This is a genomic window from Nocardia sp. 852002-20019_SCH5090214 (assembly GCF_001665865.1).
GTDB classification, from domain to species: Bacteria; Actinomycetota; Actinomycetes; order Mycobacteriales; family Mycobacteriaceae; genus Nocardia; species Nocardia nova.
Genome location: NZ_LZMK01000232.1, coordinates 1 through 16600, shown reverse-complemented (window position 1 = coordinate 16600; position 16600 = coordinate 1). Strand labels below are relative to the sequence as shown.

The following is a 16600-nucleotide window of genomic DNA, read 5'->3' as shown; positions in this document are numbered from 1 at the left end:
ATCGCACCTATCCCGCGAGATCGAATTTGCCGGAGACGCCGTAGATGGCCAGTGAGGCGAACAAGACCACCATCACCACCACAGCCAGCGAGGTGCGAACGGCGCGGCCGACCGCTTCGCCGACCCCGGCCGGTCCACCCGCCGCGCGGTATCCGTAGTAGCAATGGATCAGCATCACGACATTCGCCATGAGCAGCGCCTGCAGAAAGGACCAGAACAGATCGCTCGGGCGCAGGAAGGTGAAGAAGTAGTGGTCGTAGACGCCCGATGACTGTCCGTAGATGTCGACCGTGATCACCCGTGCGGCGAGAAAGGACATGATGACGGCCACCGAATAGATCGGAATGATCGCTACCACACCTGCGATAACGCGCGTCGACACCAGATACGACATGGACCGGATTCCGGCCACCTCGAGTGCGTCGATCTCCTCACTGATCCGCATGGCGCCCAGCTGCGCGGTCGAGCCCGCGCCGATGGTCGCCGACAATGCGATCCCGGCGGTGATCGGAGCCATGATTCGCACATTGCAGAAGGCCGCGAAGAATCCGGTGAGCGCGTCGACGCCGATGTTGCCCAGCGAGTTGAATCCCTGGATCGCCGCGAGCGTGCCACCGGCGAAGGTCATGAAACCGACGATCACGACCGTTCCACCGATCACCGCCAGAGTTCCTGTCCCCATACCGATTTCGGCGATGAGACGCATCGTCTCCCGGTTGTAGGAGCGCAACGCATGCGCAGAGTAACGTGCGGTCTTCCAGTAGAACAGCGCCTGATCGCCCAGCGACTCGAGCGTCCTGCGCGGCGCGGCGACCACCGTCGACATTATGGCCATGACTATTTTCCCGTTCCGTATTTGACACCGACCGCCGTAGCGATGACATTCACGGCGAAAAGCGCCATGAATGCGTACACAACAGTTTCGTTCACTGCGTCTCCGACACTCTTGGCACCCCCCTTCACGGTGAGACCGCGATAGCAGGCGACCAATCCGGCGATCAGGCCGAAGATGCATCCCTTGCATTCGGAAATGACAACCTCGGGAGTTCCGGTGACGAAAGTCAGCGAGGAGACGTAAGCACCCGGCGTAACATTCTGAAAGAAGACGGAGAATATGAACCCGCCCACAATGCCGATTGTGATCACCAGGCCGTTCAACAACAAAGCGATCACCGTGGAGGCCAGTACCCGAGGTACCACCAGCCGTTGAATCGGGTCGATACCCAGCACTCGCATAGCGTCGATTTCCTCCCGAATGGTTCGCGCACCCAGATCGGCACAGATCGCTGTAGCTCCGGCGCCGGCCACGACCAGTACGGTAACCAGCGGTCCGATCTGGGTGACCGCGCCGAGCGCAGCACCGGCGCCGGACAGGTCCGCCGCACCGAATTCCACCAGGAGAACGTTCAAGGTGAAAACCACCAGCACGGTGAACGGAACTGCGACCATCAATGTCGGCACCATCGAAACCCGGACGATGAACCATGACTGCAGCACGAATTCCCGCCATTGGAAGGGCGGCTTCACCATGGCGCGGAATGTCGCAGCGCACATTTCGAAAAATGCCCCTACCCCCCGCAACGCGGTATCTGCCGATTTCGACAACCTGGCGGCACGGCGCACCATGGCTGCCGATGTAGTCGAGCCGGTTTCCGGCGAACCGGTCATCGGCTTTCCTCCTCATCATTCGTGGACGGGGCTACCGTTGAATCGGCCGGCCCGCTGTCGAAATGGGATATCTGCGCTCACACGAGCGATGTGCGACTGTCTGCCCGGACCCGGGCTGAGCCGGATAACGCTCGTCAAATCGAGAACGTCCCCAACATATGACGGGAATCACCACAATCGCGATATCCCCCGGGGGGAAGCCGACCATCCGATCGGGGGAGACGGGCGTGAGCTACGAACTAGCTTGCAGGGCTGCGACGTAGCGTTTTCCACGGGATTATCACGCCGATTCGCAAGAGCTTATCGCTGGATCGAGCCGGCTGTCCGCTTCGCGCATCGCGGCACCCCTCCCTATCGGAGGGGGCATCCCCTATCAGAGGAGGATTCGGCGCGACCAGCCACGCATCAGGATGGTCTCGGGGGTATCGAAACGTAGCAGTATCTGCGGCGCAGTATCTGCCGAGCTCCCGAGAAACCGATCCAGGAAGGTGAGCCGCGATGTCGGATCCGATTTCCGTGATCGCCACCATCGTCATCTCCGCGACAGGTGCGATCGACAACGCCAATCTGCCAAATGCCGCAAAGGCATCCGCGCACGCGGCAGTCGAATCCGGTGGTGACGCGGCCAAGTCGTTCAGCGTGCAGCTCGACCGTGCAGTCTCTCAGCTGCCGGAACCGGCACAGCAGGCCTCGCGCGCCGCAATCGATGCCGCCTCCGATCACCTTGCGGCCATGGTGCCCGCAGCGAATGCCCCTGCGGAACAGTCCGCTACGGACCAGGCACCGGAGCCGGACATGAGCGCTCCGGACCGGAACGGATACGACGCCGCACCGCTGCAAGCCGACCTCACTGCCTCGCCGGACCCGACAAACACCGAGTACGCGGTCGCTGCGACAGGGCCGGTATCGATCCCAGTACCCGATGCGGCAGCGGTACCGCCCACGACCACCGGCCGAATCGCCGCATTCGTGCCGTGGTTCCGGAAGGCCGGCTCGCTGTGTTCCGGCATCAAAGCCCCCACCTTGGCAGCCCTGTACGCGGCCGAGAACGGCTTCCGTTACGGACCCGACGCGCCCGTATCACCCACCGGCGCGTTGGGACCCGGGCAGTTCATGCCCGGGACCTGGGCGGTGTACGGCAAGGACGTACACGGCACCGGGACTCCCGATGTGTTCGATATCGGTGATTCGGTCATGGCGTCGGGACATCTGCTGTGCGACAGCTATCGACAGATCGAAATGTGGAAGGGCGAGGGACGGGTCGTCGGCGACACTCTCGCTTTGACCATTGCCGCCTACAACGCCGGGGCGGGGGCCGTCTTCCGCTCGGGTGGAATGCCTTCCGGCAGCCCCGATTACGAACATCAAACCAAGCCCTATGTCGCCCGCATTCTGGCCACTCGCGAACAGTACGAATGGCTGTCGGCCGACGATTACCTGCTGCCGGCGGCGAACCATAGCATCGAGGACCTCGGCCACAGAATCGTCGCGCAAGCAGCGAAGTACCTCGGGCTGCCATACGTGTGGGGCGGTGGTAACAGTAATGGGCCGACCTCAGGTGGTTTCGACTGCTCTGGGCTCACTTCCTTCGCGGTGCATGCCGCCACCGGCGGCGCCGTCACTCTGCCCCGGACCTCACAGGGCCAATGGCATGTGGGTGTGGAGATCCCACTCTCGGAAGCCGCCCCCGGCGACCTGCTCTTCGGAAGTTGGGCACCGGACGACGGCCAGCCGGGACACGTCGCGATCTACCTCGGCAACAACCGAATGATCCATGCCCCCCAGCCCGGCGAGACCGTCCGTATAAGCCCCGTCATGTCCGGCATGCATGCCCGGCGGATCAACTGAGCAGAAGCTGGGTGGCGCCCCCAGGAAGTTCCGGGGGCGCCACCCGTATTCGAGAAGCAAGATCAGCGACCACATTTGCCGAGGGTCAGCTCAAAGCACCTATTCGGCCTGCAGAGACCACGCGATGGCCTGTGCCCGGTTGGCCGCCCCGAACTTTCGCAGAATATGTTTGACATGCGATTTCACGGTGCCTTCGGTGATGATCAGGCGCTCGGCAATGGCGCGGTTCGTGGCGCCGGCAACCATAAGTCGGAAGACGTCGGCTTCACGCTCGGTGAGATCACCCATGCTCCCGTACGCGGGCCCCGGGACTATCGCGGCGCACTCATGGTCTTCGGCATCGTTGGCACCGGCCATCGAAAGGTCGGCTTCGCACAGCTCGTCCATGCGATTCACCGCGGAAACGATCAAGTCGCGTACCTGGTCGCGCTGGTCGCGCAGCTGTTCCAGCAAGACAGTGCGTTCGTAGATGTGACTGAAGCCATCGGTGAAGGCCCACAACACATCCCGGTCACCTTCGTCGGCACGGCGAGTCAGCGGATGGTGGTCGGCATGAACGAATCCGACAACGTCCTCGCCATGGACGATCGGAGCCACCACATACGAGCGCGACCGCCCGGCATCGACGATAATCGGCCGGTACACGGGCGCGTTCGAGGTGTCGTACACCAGCGACGGACGCCGCTTGGCCAACAACTGCGCCTCGGGTGCCCGCGAATCGAGCGGAATGGCCTGATCGACCCAGTCCGCGAACCACGATTCCGATTCGCGTTCGGCGGCAAAATGCGCCATCGCCGGACGCCACGAACGTCCTTCGACCCGTGACAGCACCACCCGCTGAAATCCGCAGCGCAGCACAATCTCCTCACATGCCACGTCCAGAAGCGCCGTGGTATCGCGAATGGAACGCAGGCGGCTCAACCCGGCCGCGCAGTCCGCCATCCGCTGACTGCGTTCACCCGTGTCGTGAAGGTAGAGGTCCAACGCGAGTTGCTGCAGCTCCAGTATCAGAGCGCACAGCGTCTCAGCGGTCGCCGTATCGGCACTGCGAACGCTGCGCAGTCGCGCGATGCAGAAATGAATCAGATTGGACACTACTTCCGCCGAACGCCATGGACCGTCCCACCCCACGCGAGGCAGCGGAGTAGCGGACCCGACCGCTTCGAATACTGCGTCCCGCAGCACCGCCATCCGGGCCGCGATTTCCCCTTCGCGCCGACGCCATCCGTGCCGTATACGGCCGGCCGGACTGACGGCACTGTGATCACTCGCCATTGCAACTGCCATTGTCATACCCGCCGTTCGTTGTTCGCGGCACGAATGAACTGCGCGATGGCACCAGCACGATTGGGTGCACCAAGCTTGTGCAAGATGTGCTTGACGTGCGATTTCACCGTGCTCTCGGCCACCGTGAGCCGGTCGGCCACCTGAACGTTGGTCAGACCACCGGCCAGCAATCTCAACACCTCCCTTTCGCGTGCGGTGAGCCTCGCCAGACCACCGGGCTCGATTCGTCCGGGCTCCTCTCTAGCGGCGAGTACCTCGGGTGTGACCGCGACTGCCGTGCGTACAGCTGGACCAGGGAGTCGCACCGACACCTTCTGGGGGGCTTCGAGGATCCGCTCGGCTGACCGGAACACATCGGACAGGCGTTCACGCTGCCGAGCCAGTCGTGACTCGAGCACCATGCGCTCGTAGATCACGCCGATCCCCTCGGCAAACGTGCGCAAACTGTCACGGTCGGCGGCGGTGAGCGGGCGCCCCGAGAGATAAGTGTCGGCATGGAGCAGTCCGAACACCGAACCACCCGCAATCAAGGGCGCGACGACGTATTCGCGAGTATTCGAGGCGTTCATCAATGGACGGAATGTCCGGGGCTCATCCTGCGCGTCGGTGACGAGGGCCGGCAGCCGTCGCCGCACGACCTCAGCCTCGACCATCGGTGAAGCCAACTGGATCTCGAGCTCGGCAATATAGTCGGTCAGTTCGCGGTTGAAGCCGCTGTCGTTGCCATCGGAGAGAAACAGCAGCGACGGCGCCCAGGTAGAGCCGCGCACCATGGAAACCATCGCTCTGTCGAAGCTCGCCGCCGCACACAATTCGGCCGCTGCGGCTTCGAATACTTCGGCGGCCGTGGTCTTCCTGCGCAACCGTGCCAAAGCCTCGAAGATCCGCCCGGGCGCGAAACTGGGCTGCGTCAGGGTGTGCTTGCGCAGTGTGGACTGCATCGCGCTGACATCGGTCAGCAACTCGGCTAGATCTGTTACGTCGGCCGAACCGCCCTGTATGGAGCCCAATCGGCGATTCGTGCGTTCCAGAGTCACGCCCAGCAATTGGAGGTAGGCGCGGTTCGTACCGTCGCCGGCGGCATGTTCGGCCAGCTCACCGACCCGCGAGTTCAGTTCCGAAATCCGGGACACCAGCCCGGCGAAGGTATGCTGCTGCGGTACTGCTGCCGGTGCCCTCATCGTCCCTCGAGCTTCTACTGACGCCGACCGGAATCCACGCAGCCAGCGTTCCGGGTGCCTCGTCGCGCCCTTGGCCCAACTCCCGGGTTCCACACCTCGCGCCACGTTAACGATGTGTTGCGCGATTTACTTACGGCTACATAGTCCGTGATCCAGGTCACCGTGTCAAGCGGCGGCTACTGACCCCCACTCGAAAAAGGCCGTATCAGTTGCCGCCGAGGACTTGCAACCAGCAGCCGGAGGCACTCCGCACCGCCACCTAAGTGATTCATGATTTACTAGCGCCATGGCATTGCCCGACTCTCTCACGAATCGACTGACGATTCCCGCCATCGCCGCGCCCATGACAAGCGTCTCGGGGCCGGATCTGGTCATCGCCGCCTGCCGTCACGGCGTGGTCGGCTCCTTCCCCACCCACAATGCCGCAACCACCGAGGAACTCGATGGCTGGCTCGAGCAAATCACCTCCGCGGTTGGCGACCACAGCGGAACGGCCGCCCCCATAGCTCCGAACCTGGTCGTGCATCGGACGAATGCGCGACTGCAAGCCGACCTCGATTGCCTGGTACGCCACGGAGTCGAACTCGTAATCACCAGCGTGGGATCACCGAAGCCGGTCATCGCACCCTTACACGACATCGGCTGCCAGGTGTTGGCGGACGTCTCGAGCATGGCGCACGTGGAGCGCGCGCTGGAGGCCGGCGCCGACGGTCTTGTGCTGCTCACCGCCGGCGCCGGCGGACAGACGGGGTGGGCCAATCCGTTCGCGTTCACGCGAGCGGTTCGCGCACATTTCGACGGGCCGATCGTGCTCGCCGGCGGCATCACCGACGGAACTTCCATCCTCGCCGCGCAAGCCCTGGGAGTCGATCTGGTCTATCTGGGGACGCGATTCATCGCCACGACCGAAAGCCTCGCCGAGGACGGATACCGAGCCGCGTTGGTCGAATCGACGCTCGATGACGTCACGCTGTCCACCTACGTCGGAGGTATACCAGCCAGTCTGCTCGCGAGCTGGCTCGCTCGCGAGGGCGCATCCGAGTTGGAATCGCACGACTCGAACGGCTTCGAGCAGGACCGGCTACTGCGCAATCGCACCGCCTGGAGTGCGGGGCACAGCGTAGCCGGGGTCGATGCCATCACCTCGGCTGCCGAACTGATCGGAACAATCGCCGAGCAATACGACCGAGCACGAACGACGCTGCTGTCGACCCTCACCGCCCCGCGCTCGCACTCCCACACGCGACCACATCCCCGCTGGCCCTCCGCCTGAATCGGCGTTCCGGTCGCTGGCTAGCCACTTCCCAATCACTAACAATCTGGCCGTGCAAGGGGGGTTCGGAAGAAACAGCAGGTAGATAGCACAACTGCAGAGAACTTCCCTGATCGCTGATTGTAAGTTAGTGTATCGTCATTCACTAATCCGGGCTGTGGTGACTCCCGCCCGACTGTGGCAGCGACATTCGAATCGAAAGGCGTACGGATGCCCGTACTCAAATCCGAGGTCGACCCCGCGTCGTCGACGTATCTCGAGAATTACGACACCCAGGCGGCAGCCGTGGCTGCCCTGAACGAACAGCTGGCATTGGTCGCCGCCGGAGGCGGGGATCGCTACGCCAAACGCCATCACGACCGCGGCAAGCTCCTCGTACGAGAACGCATCGAACTGCTGATCGACCGCGACGCCCCGTTCATGGAGCTGTCCGCCTTGGCCGCGTGGGGCACCGAGTTCAACGTCGGCGCCGCGATCGTCACCGGCGTCGGCGTCGTCTCAGGCATCGAGTGCATGATCATCGCGCACGATCCCACCGTGCGCGGCGGCACGATGAATCCGTACACGCTGCGAAAGAACTTGCGCGCGTTGGAAATTGCGCGCGTCAATCGGCTCCCTGTGGTGTACCTGGTGGAATCCGGCGGCGCCGATCTGCCCACCCAGGCAGAGCTGTTCGTTCACGCGGGCAGGATCTTCCACGAGCTGACCGAGATGTCTTCGATGGGCATCCCCACTGTGGCGCTGGTATTCGGAAATTCCACCGCCGGCGGCGCCTACGTGCCGGGCATGTGCGATTACGCGGTACTGGTCGACAACGCCGCGAAGGTCTTCCTGGGCGGTCCGCCCCTGGTGAAGATGGCCACCGGCGAAGACGCCGACGACGAAGAACTCGGCGGGGCGGATATGCATTCGCGGGTATCGGGTCTGGCCGACTACTTTGCGGTCGACGAGACCGACGCCATCCGCATCGGGCGCGATATCGTCGCACACCTGAACTGGCGCAAGCTGGGCCCTGGACCAAGCCAGCCCCCGGACGAACCCCTGTACGACGCTGAGGAACTCCTCGGCATCGCCTCCGGCAACCCTCGCATCCCATTCGACCCACGCGAGGTCATCGCACGCATCGTGGACGGATCGCGCTTCTCGGAGTACAAACCCCGATGGGGCACCAGCATCGCCACCGGCTGGGCCTCCATCCACGGCTTCCCGGTCGGCATTCTCGCCAACACGCGCGGGGTGCTGTTCAGCGACGAGGCCAAGAAGGCCACGGAGTTCATTCTGCTGGCAAACCAGACCGATACCCCGCTCATCTTCCTGCACAACGTCACCGGATTCATGGTCGGCACCGAATACGAGCAGGGCGGGATCATCAAGGACGGCGCCAAGATGATCAACGCAGTCACCAACAGCGACGTGCCGCATATCAGTATCAACATGGGTGGCTCGTTCGGTGCCGGGAATTACGGAATGTCCGGGCGCGCATACGATCCCCGTTTCATGTTCACCTGGGCCAATGCCCGGCTGGCCGTCATGGGAGCCCAGCAACTCGCCGGTGTGATGTCCATCGTCGGAAAGGCCGCGGCCGAATCGGCGGGTCGGGAGTTCGACACAGAAGCGGACGCGAAACGCACGGCGGCAATCGAAAAACAGATCGAAGACGAATCCCATCCGTTCTTCATCTCCGCGCGTCTCTACGACGACGGTGTGATCGACCCGCGCGACACCCGTGCCGTGCTCGGGATGTCCCTGTCTGCAGCCCACTCCGCCGAAGTCGCCGGTAGGCGCGGCTTCGGCGTCTTCAGGATGTGAGAAATCCGATGCCTTCGACAACCCCCACAACGCGACGCACCGCGATCACCAAGCTCCTCATCGCCAATCGCGGTGAGATCGCGTCTCGAATCATCCGCACCGCACGGGAGATGGATATCGCGACCGTCGCGTTGTATTCCGACGCCGACATCGACGCGCCCTACGTGCTACAGGCCGACGAGTCGGTGCATTTGCCCGGCACCACGCCCGCCGACACCTACCTACGCGCCGACCTCGTTCTCGATGCGGCCCGCCGCACCGGCGCTACCGCGGTACACCCGGGATACGGATTTCTCTCCGAGAACGAACAATTCGCCCGCGACTGCGCCGCGGCAGGCGTGATCTTCGTCGGCCCCAGCCCCGAAGCGATCGCCGCGATGGGTTCGAAAATCGAAGCAAAGCGCATGATGGCCGCCGCGGGGGTGCCGGTGTTGCCCGGCGCCACCGTCGAGAACGAGTCCGATGAGGACCCGGAACGGTTGCGCGCGGCCGCCGAGGAGATCGGCTTTCCCATCCTCGTGAAGGCCGCTTTCGGCGGCGGCGGCCGCGGTATGCGCATCGTGTCCGACCAGAGTGAGTTGATCGAGGCCGTCGGTAGCGCACGGCGCGAGGCCGCGTCGGCATTCGGGAACGGCACGGTGTTCCTGGAGAAGTTCGTGCGATCCCCGCGGCATATCGAGGTACAGATCTTCGGCGACAGCTACGGCACGGTCGTCCATCTCGGCGAACGCGAATGCTCGATCCAGCGGCGCTACCAGAAGATCATCGAGGAGTCCCCGTCCACGGCCGTCGACGACACACTACGCGACGAACTTGGACGCGCGGCGGTGGCCGCGGGCAAAGCGCTGTCGTACGAGGGTGCGGGCACGGTGGAATTCGTGATGGCGCAGGACGGCTCGTTCTACTTCCTGGAGGTCAATACCCGCCTGCAGGTCGAACATCCCGTGACCGAACTCGTCACCGGGATCGACCTGGTCCGTGGCCAACTGCTGGTCGCCGCGGGCGCCCCGCTGCCCGAGGAGATGCTCGACGTCACGCCGCAGGGCCATGCGATGGAAGTCCGCCTGTACGCCGAAGACGTTGCGGCAGGGTTCATTCCGGTATCGGGCACACTGACGACCCTGGAATTCGCGGACCTGCCCGGTGTCCGCGTCGACGCCGGATTCACCTCTGGCTCCCAGGTCAGCACCTACTACGATCCGATGCTGGCCAAGGTGATCGGCTACGGTCCCGATCGCGACGCGGCCTGCGATCGAGTAGCGCGGGCACTCGAGGAGACCCTGATCCACGGAGTGACCACGAACCGGGATCTGCTGATCGGTATCCTGCGCGAGCCCGAGTTCCGCTCCGGTGCCATCGATACCGGCTATCTCGAACGCCACGACCCGGCCGATCTGATGATTCGCCGCAACGGAAACGATGCGGCGGAGCAGACACACGCCTTGGTCGCCGCGCTCGCCGCTCAAGCCGATCGCCGCGCGAACTCGTCCGTACTGCCGGGGCTGCCGTCCGGCTTCCGCACTCTGCCCAGCGCACCCCAATCGGTGTCCTTCCGGGCAGGCGAACAAGTGATCGACGTGGAATACCTTTTCGACCGGACCCAGCTGCGCGTGCGGGTGGGTGACTGGCGGCCGGAAAGCCTCGAACTCAACACCGCGAGCGCCGAACTCGTCGACATCGCCGTCGACGGCGTCAGGCGGCGATACCGCATCACCCGCAGTGGTGCCGCGTATTTCGTCGACAGCGCCCTCGGCGCCACCGAACTGCACGAGGTCGAGCGCTTCCCCGACCCGAGCGATATTCAGGAGGCCGGATCGCTGCTGGCCCCCATGCCCGGAACCGTCGTGCGAGTCGAAGTAACCGAAGGACAATCGGTTTCCGCCGGGGACGCGGTCGTGGTGCTGGAGGCCATGAAGATGCAGCACACCATCCGGACCCCCTCGGACGGCATCGTCGTGAAGATCCCCGTCGCGGTGGCGGCTCAGGTCGATTCCGGCCAGGTGCTGGCTGTCGTGCAGGACGGTGAAAACTGATGGACGAGGTGGTCCGTTACGAGGTCGACCGCGGCGTCGCCTGGCTGACGATCGATCGGCCGCATGCCCGCAACAGCCTGAGCAAGGCCGTACGCCACGGATTGTTCGAGGGTGTGCGCCGTTTCAACGACGACGACAGCGCGAAGGTTCTCGTGCTCACCGGCGCCGGCGACAAGGCATTCTGCGCCGGGGGTGATCTCAAGGAGATGTCCGAGGAGAAACTGACGATCCCCCCGGTGGACTATGTTCCGCAGTTCGGTCGGAATATCGACGTCGTCAAACCGACCATCGCCGCTGTCAACGGGGCGGCCTTCGCCGGTGGTTTCCTGCTCGCGCAAACGTGCGATCTGTGCATAGCATCCACCACCGCGACGTTCGCCATATCGGAGGTGAAGGTGGGCCGCGGATCCCCTTGGGCGGCACCACTTCCCCTCATGATCCCACGGCGAGTGGCCATGGAGATCGTGCTGACCGGAGCGCCGATGACGGCCCGGCGCGCCTACGAGATCGGCTTCGTGAATCAGCTGGCAGAGCCCGATCAACTGCGCGAGCGCGCGCAGGCGTTCGCACAGCAGATCGTGGCGAACGCACCGCTGTCGGTGCTGGCCGGCAAGCAAACCATGACACTGACCGCGCAATACCCCTTGCGTGAGGCCTTCGACCGTGCCGAGACAATTTGGGCGCCGGTGTATTCGAGCGCGGACGCCCAGGAGGGCATGCTGTCGTTCACCGAAAAGCGTGCCCCCAGATGGCAGGGGAAATAATGGCTCTCGACTATTCCGCGCTGCTGCGCGACCTCGGGCAGGAGACCGACCGGCTGATCGATTGCCTGTCGAGCACATCCGAACTCGCCTGGGAATCGGCCACTCCGGCGGAGGGCTGGGCGATCCGTGATCAGGTATCGCATCTTGCCTACTTCGACGACTGTGCGCATCTGGCGCTCACCGACGCGGACCGCTTCCGTATCGAGGCGGACCGGCTGACATCGCTGGGACCGGATTTTCCCGACCGGATCGCCGAGGCGCATCGCCACCTCTCCGCGGGCGAGTTGCGCAGCTGGTTCGAGGAGTCCCGCAGCCGGCTGCTCACCGCACTCACCATTGATGATCCGCGTCGCCGCCTGCCCTGGTTCGGGCCGGATATGAGCGTGGCCTCCTCGGCCACCGCGCGACTGATGGAAACCTGGGCACACGGTCAGGACATCTACGACGCACTGGGGGTCGATCATCCGCTGAGTTCCGGTTTGCGCAGCATCGCCCACCTCGGCGTCAGCACGTTCGCGTTCGCGCATCGCCTCAACAACCTGGAGGTGCCGGCCGAGCCCGTGCGCGTTGAGCTGTACGCACCCGACTCCGACGAGGTGTGGACCTGGGGACCGGCCGACGCCACCGACCGGGTGACCGGCCCCGCCGAGGACTTCGTCCTGGTGGTCACCCAGCGCCGCCATCGCGAGGACACGAAGCTGGTCGTCGAGGGCGGCATCGCATCGCGGTGGATGACGATCGCACAAGCCTATGCCGGTGCTCCGGGAACCGGCCGCCCCAGCCGAACCGGCGCTCGCTGAAGGGAATTCGACCGATGAATCGAACAACACCGCGCCGACCGGTGCGTATCGGCAATGCGTCGGGCTTCTACGGCGACCGCTTCGCCGCGTTCCGGGCGATGGTCGAGGGTGGGCCGGTCGACGTCGTCACCGGCGACTACCTCGCGGAGCTGACGATGCTGATCCTCTGGAAAGCCAAGCAGAAGGATCCCGAAACCGGTTATGCCAAAACATTTCTGGCCCAGTTCGAACAGGTTGCCACGACCTGCGCCGCGCGCGGGATCAAGGTCGTGGTCAATGCCGGCGGACTCTCCCCTGGGAACCTGGCGGAGCGGATCCGGTCCGTCGTACGGGAGGCGGGGCTCGAGCTTTCGGTAGCCCATATCGAGGGCGACGATATCATCGAGCGGCTGCCGCAGCTGCAGGCCGCGGGGCACCCCCTGCGCCACCTCGACAAGGGCATCACCCTGGAAGAGTCCGGCGCACAACCGATTTCGGCCAACGTCTACCTGGGCGGCTGGGGTATCGCGGCGGCGCTTGCCGGTGGTGCCGACGTGGTGATCACGCCGCGGGTCACCGATGCGGCACTCGTCCTGGGTGTCGGCGCGTGGTGGCACAACTGGAAACGCACCGATTTCGACGCCCTCGCGGGGGCGGTGGCCGCGGGCCACATCATCGAATGCGGGCCGCAGGCCACGGGCGGCAACTACTCACAGATCGACGAGATCGCCGACCGCCGATATCCCGGTTCGCCGATCGCGGAACTCGCGCACGACGGCAGCTTCGTCATCACCAAGCACGACGACACCGGCGGCCTGATATCGCCCGGAACCGTCACCGCGCAGTTGCTCTACGAGGTCGACTCGCCGGTGTATCTCAATCCGGACGTCGTGGCACATTTCGACACCCTGCGATTGAGTCAGGACGGTACGGACCGAGTCCGGGTGAGCGGTGCCACCGGCTCGCCCCCACCGTCGACCCTCAAGGTCGCGATGAATTTCATCGGGGGATACCGCAACACGATGACTCTGGTGCTGACCGGCCTCGATATCGAGGAGAAGGCCCGATGGGCTACCGAGCAGCTGTTCGAAATTCTCGGCGGGCGCGAGCGATTCGACGACGTCGATGTCCAGTTGCTGCGCTACGACCGGGCCGAACCGACCCGGATGAGCGAGGCGACGGCGCATTTGCGGGTCACCGTCAAGGACCGCGAGCGGGCAAAGGTGGACCGAGCCTTCTCCAACGCCGTGCTCGAGCTCGCGGTCGGCGGCTACGCCGGATTCCACACCACCACACCGCCGACGTCCGCCTCCGAATTCGGCGTCTACTGGCCGACCGTGATTCCGGCCTCCGAGATCGAACAGATCGTGGTGCATGCCGACGGCTCGCGCGAGACGATCGGGCACACCTCGCAGACCGACGATCGATACGCCGGGGTGATCCCCAGCGGCGATATCGTCTCCCGCACGGCTGATTTCGGGCCGGCGAGCCGGCGGCCGCTCGGTTCGGTGGTGGCCGCACGCTCGGGTGACAAAGGCGGCAAGGCGAATGTCGGGGTGTGGACCGACACCGACGAGCGGTGGGATTGGCTGCGCTCGCACCTGACCGTCGAGAGATTTGTCGAATTGGTGCCGGATGCAGCGGGCTTCGAGGTCAGGCGGTACGAATTTCCCAATCTGCGCGCGTTGAACTTCGTCGTCGTCGGCTTCCTGGGGGACGGCGTCGCGTCCTGCACCCGGACCGACCCCCAGGCCAAGGGGTTCGGCGAATTCCTGAGGGCGACCTATACCGATATTCCCGACAAACTCGCGGGAGATTCCTGATGGACTTCGCCGAATCGAACGAGCAGCAAGAACTACGCCGCGCGATCGGCGCGATCACCGACAAATACGGCCCCGCCTATTACGCCGAACGCGCCGTGGCGCACGAGCCGACTACCGAGCTCTGGCAGGACCTCGCCGCGCACGGCTTCATCGGCATCAATCTGCCCGAGCGATACGGCGGTGGTGGCGCCGGAATGACCGAACTGGCCATGGTGTGTGAGGAAACCGCCGCGCACGGCTGCCCGCAGCTGCTCCTACTGGTGTCCAGCGCGATCTCCGGTGAGTTGCTGTCGAAATACGGCACCGACGCACAGCAACGAGAGTGGCTGCCGCGCATGGCATCCGGCACGAAGGTCGTCTTCGCCATTACCGAACCCGATGCCGGGTCCAACAGTCATCGGATATCCACCACCGCCCGGCGGTCGGGCGGCGACTATCTGCTGACCGGAACCAAGTACTACATTTCCGGCGTCGACGAGGCCGCCGCGCTGATCGTCGTCGCCCGGACCGGACGTGACGAATCCACCGGCGCGGCGCGCATGTCGCTGTTTCTCGTCCCGACCGACGCTCCCGGTCTGATCAAGCACCGGCTACCGGTCGGGATCAGCGTTCCGGAAAAGCAGTTCACGCTGCACTTCGACAATGTGCGGCTGCCCGCCGCCAGTCTCATCGGCATCGAGGGTGAAGGATTCCGGCACGTCTTCGACGGGCTCAATCCCGAGCGAATCACCGGAGCCGCGGTATGTGTCGGGATCGGCCGTTTCGCCATCGAGCGCGGCGCGGCCTATGCCCGTACCCGGTCGGTGTGGGGCGCGCCCATCGGGCGCTACCAGGGGATCGCGCATCCCCTGGCGAAAGCCAAGATCGAGGTCGATCTCGCGGCGATGACGACCGCCAAAGCGGCGTGGCTGTACGAGAAGGGGTTGCCCGCCGGCGAGGCAGCCAATATCGCGAAATACGCCGCGGCCGAGGCTGCCGTCGCCGCCGTCGATCAGACGATCCAGCTTCACGGCGGAAATGGCATCAGCGCCGAGTACGGCCTGCTGCCACAGTGGGGACTGGCGCGGTTGCTGCAGATCGCGCCGGTAAGCCGTGAGATGATCCTCAATTACGTTGCCCAGCACAGCCTTCGGCTACCGAAGTCCTACTGAACGAGGCGAGATGACCGACACCACCGCTGAGCACCGAGACGTGTACCCGCCTACCGCCGAATTCGCCGCGGCAGCCAATGCCGACGGGTCCATCTACGAGCGGGCGGCGGCGGATCGCGACGGGTTCTGGGCCGAGCAGGCGCAGCGGCTGCACTGGCATCAACCGTGGGATCGGGTGCTGGACTGGGACGACGCCCCGTTCGCGCGCTGGTTCACCGGCGGCAAGCTCAACGTCGCCTACAACTGCGTGGACCGCCACGTCGCCGACGGCTACGGCGACCAGGTCGCCATCCACTGGGAGGGCGAGCCCGGCGATTCCCGCTCGATCACCTACGCCCAACTGCAGGCCGAGGTGAGCCGGGCCGCGAACTACTTCACCGAACTCGGCCTGGTCGCCGGCGACCGGGTCGCGATCTACATGCCGATGGTCCCCGAGGCCATCGTGTCGATGCTGGCCTGCGCGCGGCTGGGCCTGACCCATTCGGTGGTCTTCGCCGGCTTCTCCCCCAGCGCCCTGCGCCAGCGCGTCGACGACGCCGAGGCCCGCCTGGTGATCACCACCGACGGCCAGTGGCGCCGCGGCAAGTCCGCACCGCTGAAGGAAGCCGTCGACGAGGCGCTCTACGCCCACGGCGACGTGCCGCACAGCGTGGAACACGTGCTGGTGGTGCGCCGCACGAATATCGAGATCCCGTGGACCGAGGGCCGCGACCTGTGGTGGCACGAAACCGTCGCGCAGGCAAGTCCCGAGCACGAGGCCCAGCCGTTCGATGCCGAGCACCCGCTCTACATCCTCTACACCTCCGGCACCACCGGAAAACCCAAGGGCATCCTGCACACCTCGGGCGGCTACCTCACCCAGGTCGCCTACACCCACCACTACGTCTTCGACCACAAACCCGGCGCCGACGTGTACTGGTGCACCGCCGACATCGGCTGGGTCACCGGACACTCCTACATCGTCTACGGCCCGCTGGCCAACCG

13 protein-coding genes are annotated in these 16600 nt (G+C 64.8%); 9 read left to right on the top strand and 4 right to left on the bottom strand.

Translation table 11 applies throughout. The features are described 5' to 3' along the window. Positions 1 to 7: 7 nt before the first annotated feature. Both A5780_RS18615 and A5780_RS18610 read right to left on the bottom strand, forming a co-directional pair. On the bottom strand, positions 8 to 835 hold the full coding sequence (locus tag A5780_RS18615; protein WP_063018913.1) for an ABC transporter permease: 828 nt from the start codon (positions 833 to 835) through the stop codon (positions 8 to 10). Positions 836 to 837: 2 nt separating this feature from the next. Further along, positions 838 to 1626 carry an ABC transporter permease gene (locus A5780_RS18610; protein WP_064909099.1) on the bottom strand — a complete coding sequence of 263 codons (789 nt, stop codon included), beginning with the start codon at positions 1624 to 1626 and terminating at the stop codon, positions 838 to 840. 558 nt (positions 1627 to 2184) lie between these two features. Here A5780_RS18610 and A5780_RS18605 point away from each other — a divergent pair. Beyond that, on the top strand, positions 2185 to 3516 hold the full coding sequence (locus A5780_RS18605) for an NlpC/P60 family protein (protein WP_369829531.1): 1332 nt from the start codon (positions 2185 to 2187) through the stop codon (positions 3514 to 3516). Between the two features lie 99 nt (positions 3517 to 3615). On the opposite strand, the gene A5780_RS18600 is transcribed toward A5780_RS18605, so the two are convergent. Together A5780_RS18600 and A5780_RS18595 are read right to left on the bottom strand one after the other, a co-directional pair. Further along, a complete protein-coding gene (locus tag A5780_RS18600; RefSeq protein ID WP_231983007.1) occupies positions 3616 to 4458 on the bottom strand; it encodes a LuxR C-terminal-related transcriptional regulator in 843 nt (280 codons plus the stop codon). A 347-nt stretch (positions 4459 to 4805) separates the two neighbouring features. Continuing rightward, positions 4806 to 5984: a LuxR C-terminal-related transcriptional regulator gene (locus tag A5780_RS18595; protein ID WP_082976553.1), complete on the bottom strand. Its 1179-nt coding sequence runs from the start codon at positions 5982 to 5984 to the stop codon at positions 4806 to 4808. 286 nt (positions 5985 to 6270) lie between these two features. Between A5780_RS18595 and A5780_RS18590 the strand changes: the two genes are divergently transcribed. The 8 genes from A5780_RS18590 to A5780_RS18555 all read left to right on the top strand — a co-directional run. Then, positions 6271 to 7257, top strand: coding sequence for a nitronate monooxygenase family protein (locus A5780_RS18590; RefSeq protein WP_082976552.1), 987 nt, complete (start codon positions 6271 to 6273; stop codon positions 7255 to 7257). 210 nt (positions 7258 to 7467) lie between these two features. Beyond that, positions 7468 to 9066: an acyl-CoA carboxylase subunit beta gene (locus A5780_RS18585; protein ID WP_063018925.1), complete on the top strand. Its 1599-nt coding sequence runs from the start codon at positions 7468 to 7470 to the stop codon at positions 9064 to 9066. An 8-nt stretch (positions 9067 to 9074) separates the two neighbouring features. After that, positions 9075 to 11099 (top strand): biotin carboxylase N-terminal domain-containing protein, encoded by a 2025-nt coding sequence (locus A5780_RS18580; RefSeq protein ID WP_064909095.1) that lies wholly within the window; start codon positions 9075 to 9077, stop codon positions 11097 to 11099. After that, positions 11099 to 11863: an enoyl-CoA hydratase/isomerase family protein gene (locus A5780_RS18575; protein ID WP_082976551.1), complete on the top strand. Its 765-nt coding sequence runs from the start codon at positions 11099 to 11101 to the stop codon at positions 11861 to 11863. Before A5780_RS18580 ends, A5780_RS18575 begins: the two co-directional genes overlap by 1 nt. Next, positions 11863 to 12663, top strand: a complete 801-nt coding sequence (locus A5780_RS18570; protein WP_064909093.1) for a TIGR03084 family metal-binding protein — start codon at positions 11863 to 11865, stop codon at positions 12661 to 12663. The genes A5780_RS18575 and A5780_RS18570 overlap by 1 nt, the downstream gene beginning before the upstream one ends. A gap of 14 nt (positions 12664 to 12677) precedes the next feature. After that, complete coding sequence (locus A5780_RS18565; RefSeq protein ID WP_064909092.1) at positions 12678 to 14465, top strand: acyclic terpene utilization AtuA family protein; 1788 nt, start codon at positions 12678 to 12680, stop codon at positions 14463 to 14465. After that, positions 14465 to 15616: an acyl-CoA dehydrogenase family protein gene (locus A5780_RS18560; protein ID WP_064909091.1), complete on the top strand. Its 1152-nt coding sequence runs from the start codon at positions 14465 to 14467 to the stop codon at positions 15614 to 15616. The genes A5780_RS18565 and A5780_RS18560 overlap by 1 nt, the downstream gene beginning before the upstream one ends. Positions 15617 to 15626: 10 nt before the next feature. Beyond that, on the top strand, positions 15627 to 16600 hold a 974-nt coding region (locus A5780_RS18555; protein ID WP_156769553.1), incomplete at its 3' end, for an AMP-binding protein.

Bases quoted from the DNA above. Each gene is read 5' to 3' on its own strand.
- A5780_RS18615 (WP_063018913.1), bottom strand. From the start codon at position 835: ATGGCCATAATGTCGACGGTGGTCGCCGCGCCGCGCAGGACGCTCGAG.
- A5780_RS18610 (WP_064909099.1), bottom strand. From the start codon at position 1,626: ATGGTGCGCCGTGCCGCCAGGTTGTCGAAATCGGCAGATACCGCGTTG.
- A5780_RS18600 (WP_231983007.1), bottom strand. From the start codon at position 4,458: ATGGCGGACTGCGCGGCCGGGTTGAGCCGCCTGCGTTCCATTCGCGAT.
- A5780_RS18595 (WP_082976553.1), bottom strand. From the start codon at position 5,984: ATGAGGGCACCGGCAGCAGTACCGCAGCAGCATACCTTCGCCGGGCTG.
- A5780_RS18590 (WP_082976552.1), top strand. From the start codon at position 6,271: ATGGCATTGCCCGACTCTCTCACGAATCGACTGACGATTCCCGCCATC.
- A5780_RS18585 (WP_063018925.1), top strand. From the start codon at position 7,468: ATGCCCGTACTCAAATCCGAGGTCGACCCCGCGTCGTCGACGTATCTC.
- A5780_RS18580 (WP_064909095.1), top strand. From the start codon at position 9,075: ATGCCTTCGACAACCCCCACAACGCGACGCACCGCGATCACCAAGCTC.
- A5780_RS18575 (WP_082976551.1), top strand. From the start codon at position 11,099: ATGGACGAGGTGGTCCGTTACGAGGTCGACCGCGGCGTCGCCTGGCTG.
- A5780_RS18570 (WP_064909093.1), top strand. From the start codon at position 11,863: ATGGCTCTCGACTATTCCGCGCTGCTGCGCGACCTCGGGCAGGAGACC.
- A5780_RS18565 (WP_064909092.1), top strand. From the start codon at position 12,678: ATGAATCGAACAACACCGCGCCGACCGGTGCGTATCGGCAATGCGTCG.
- A5780_RS18560 (WP_064909091.1), top strand. From the start codon at position 14,465: ATGGACTTCGCCGAATCGAACGAGCAGCAAGAACTACGCCGCGCGATC.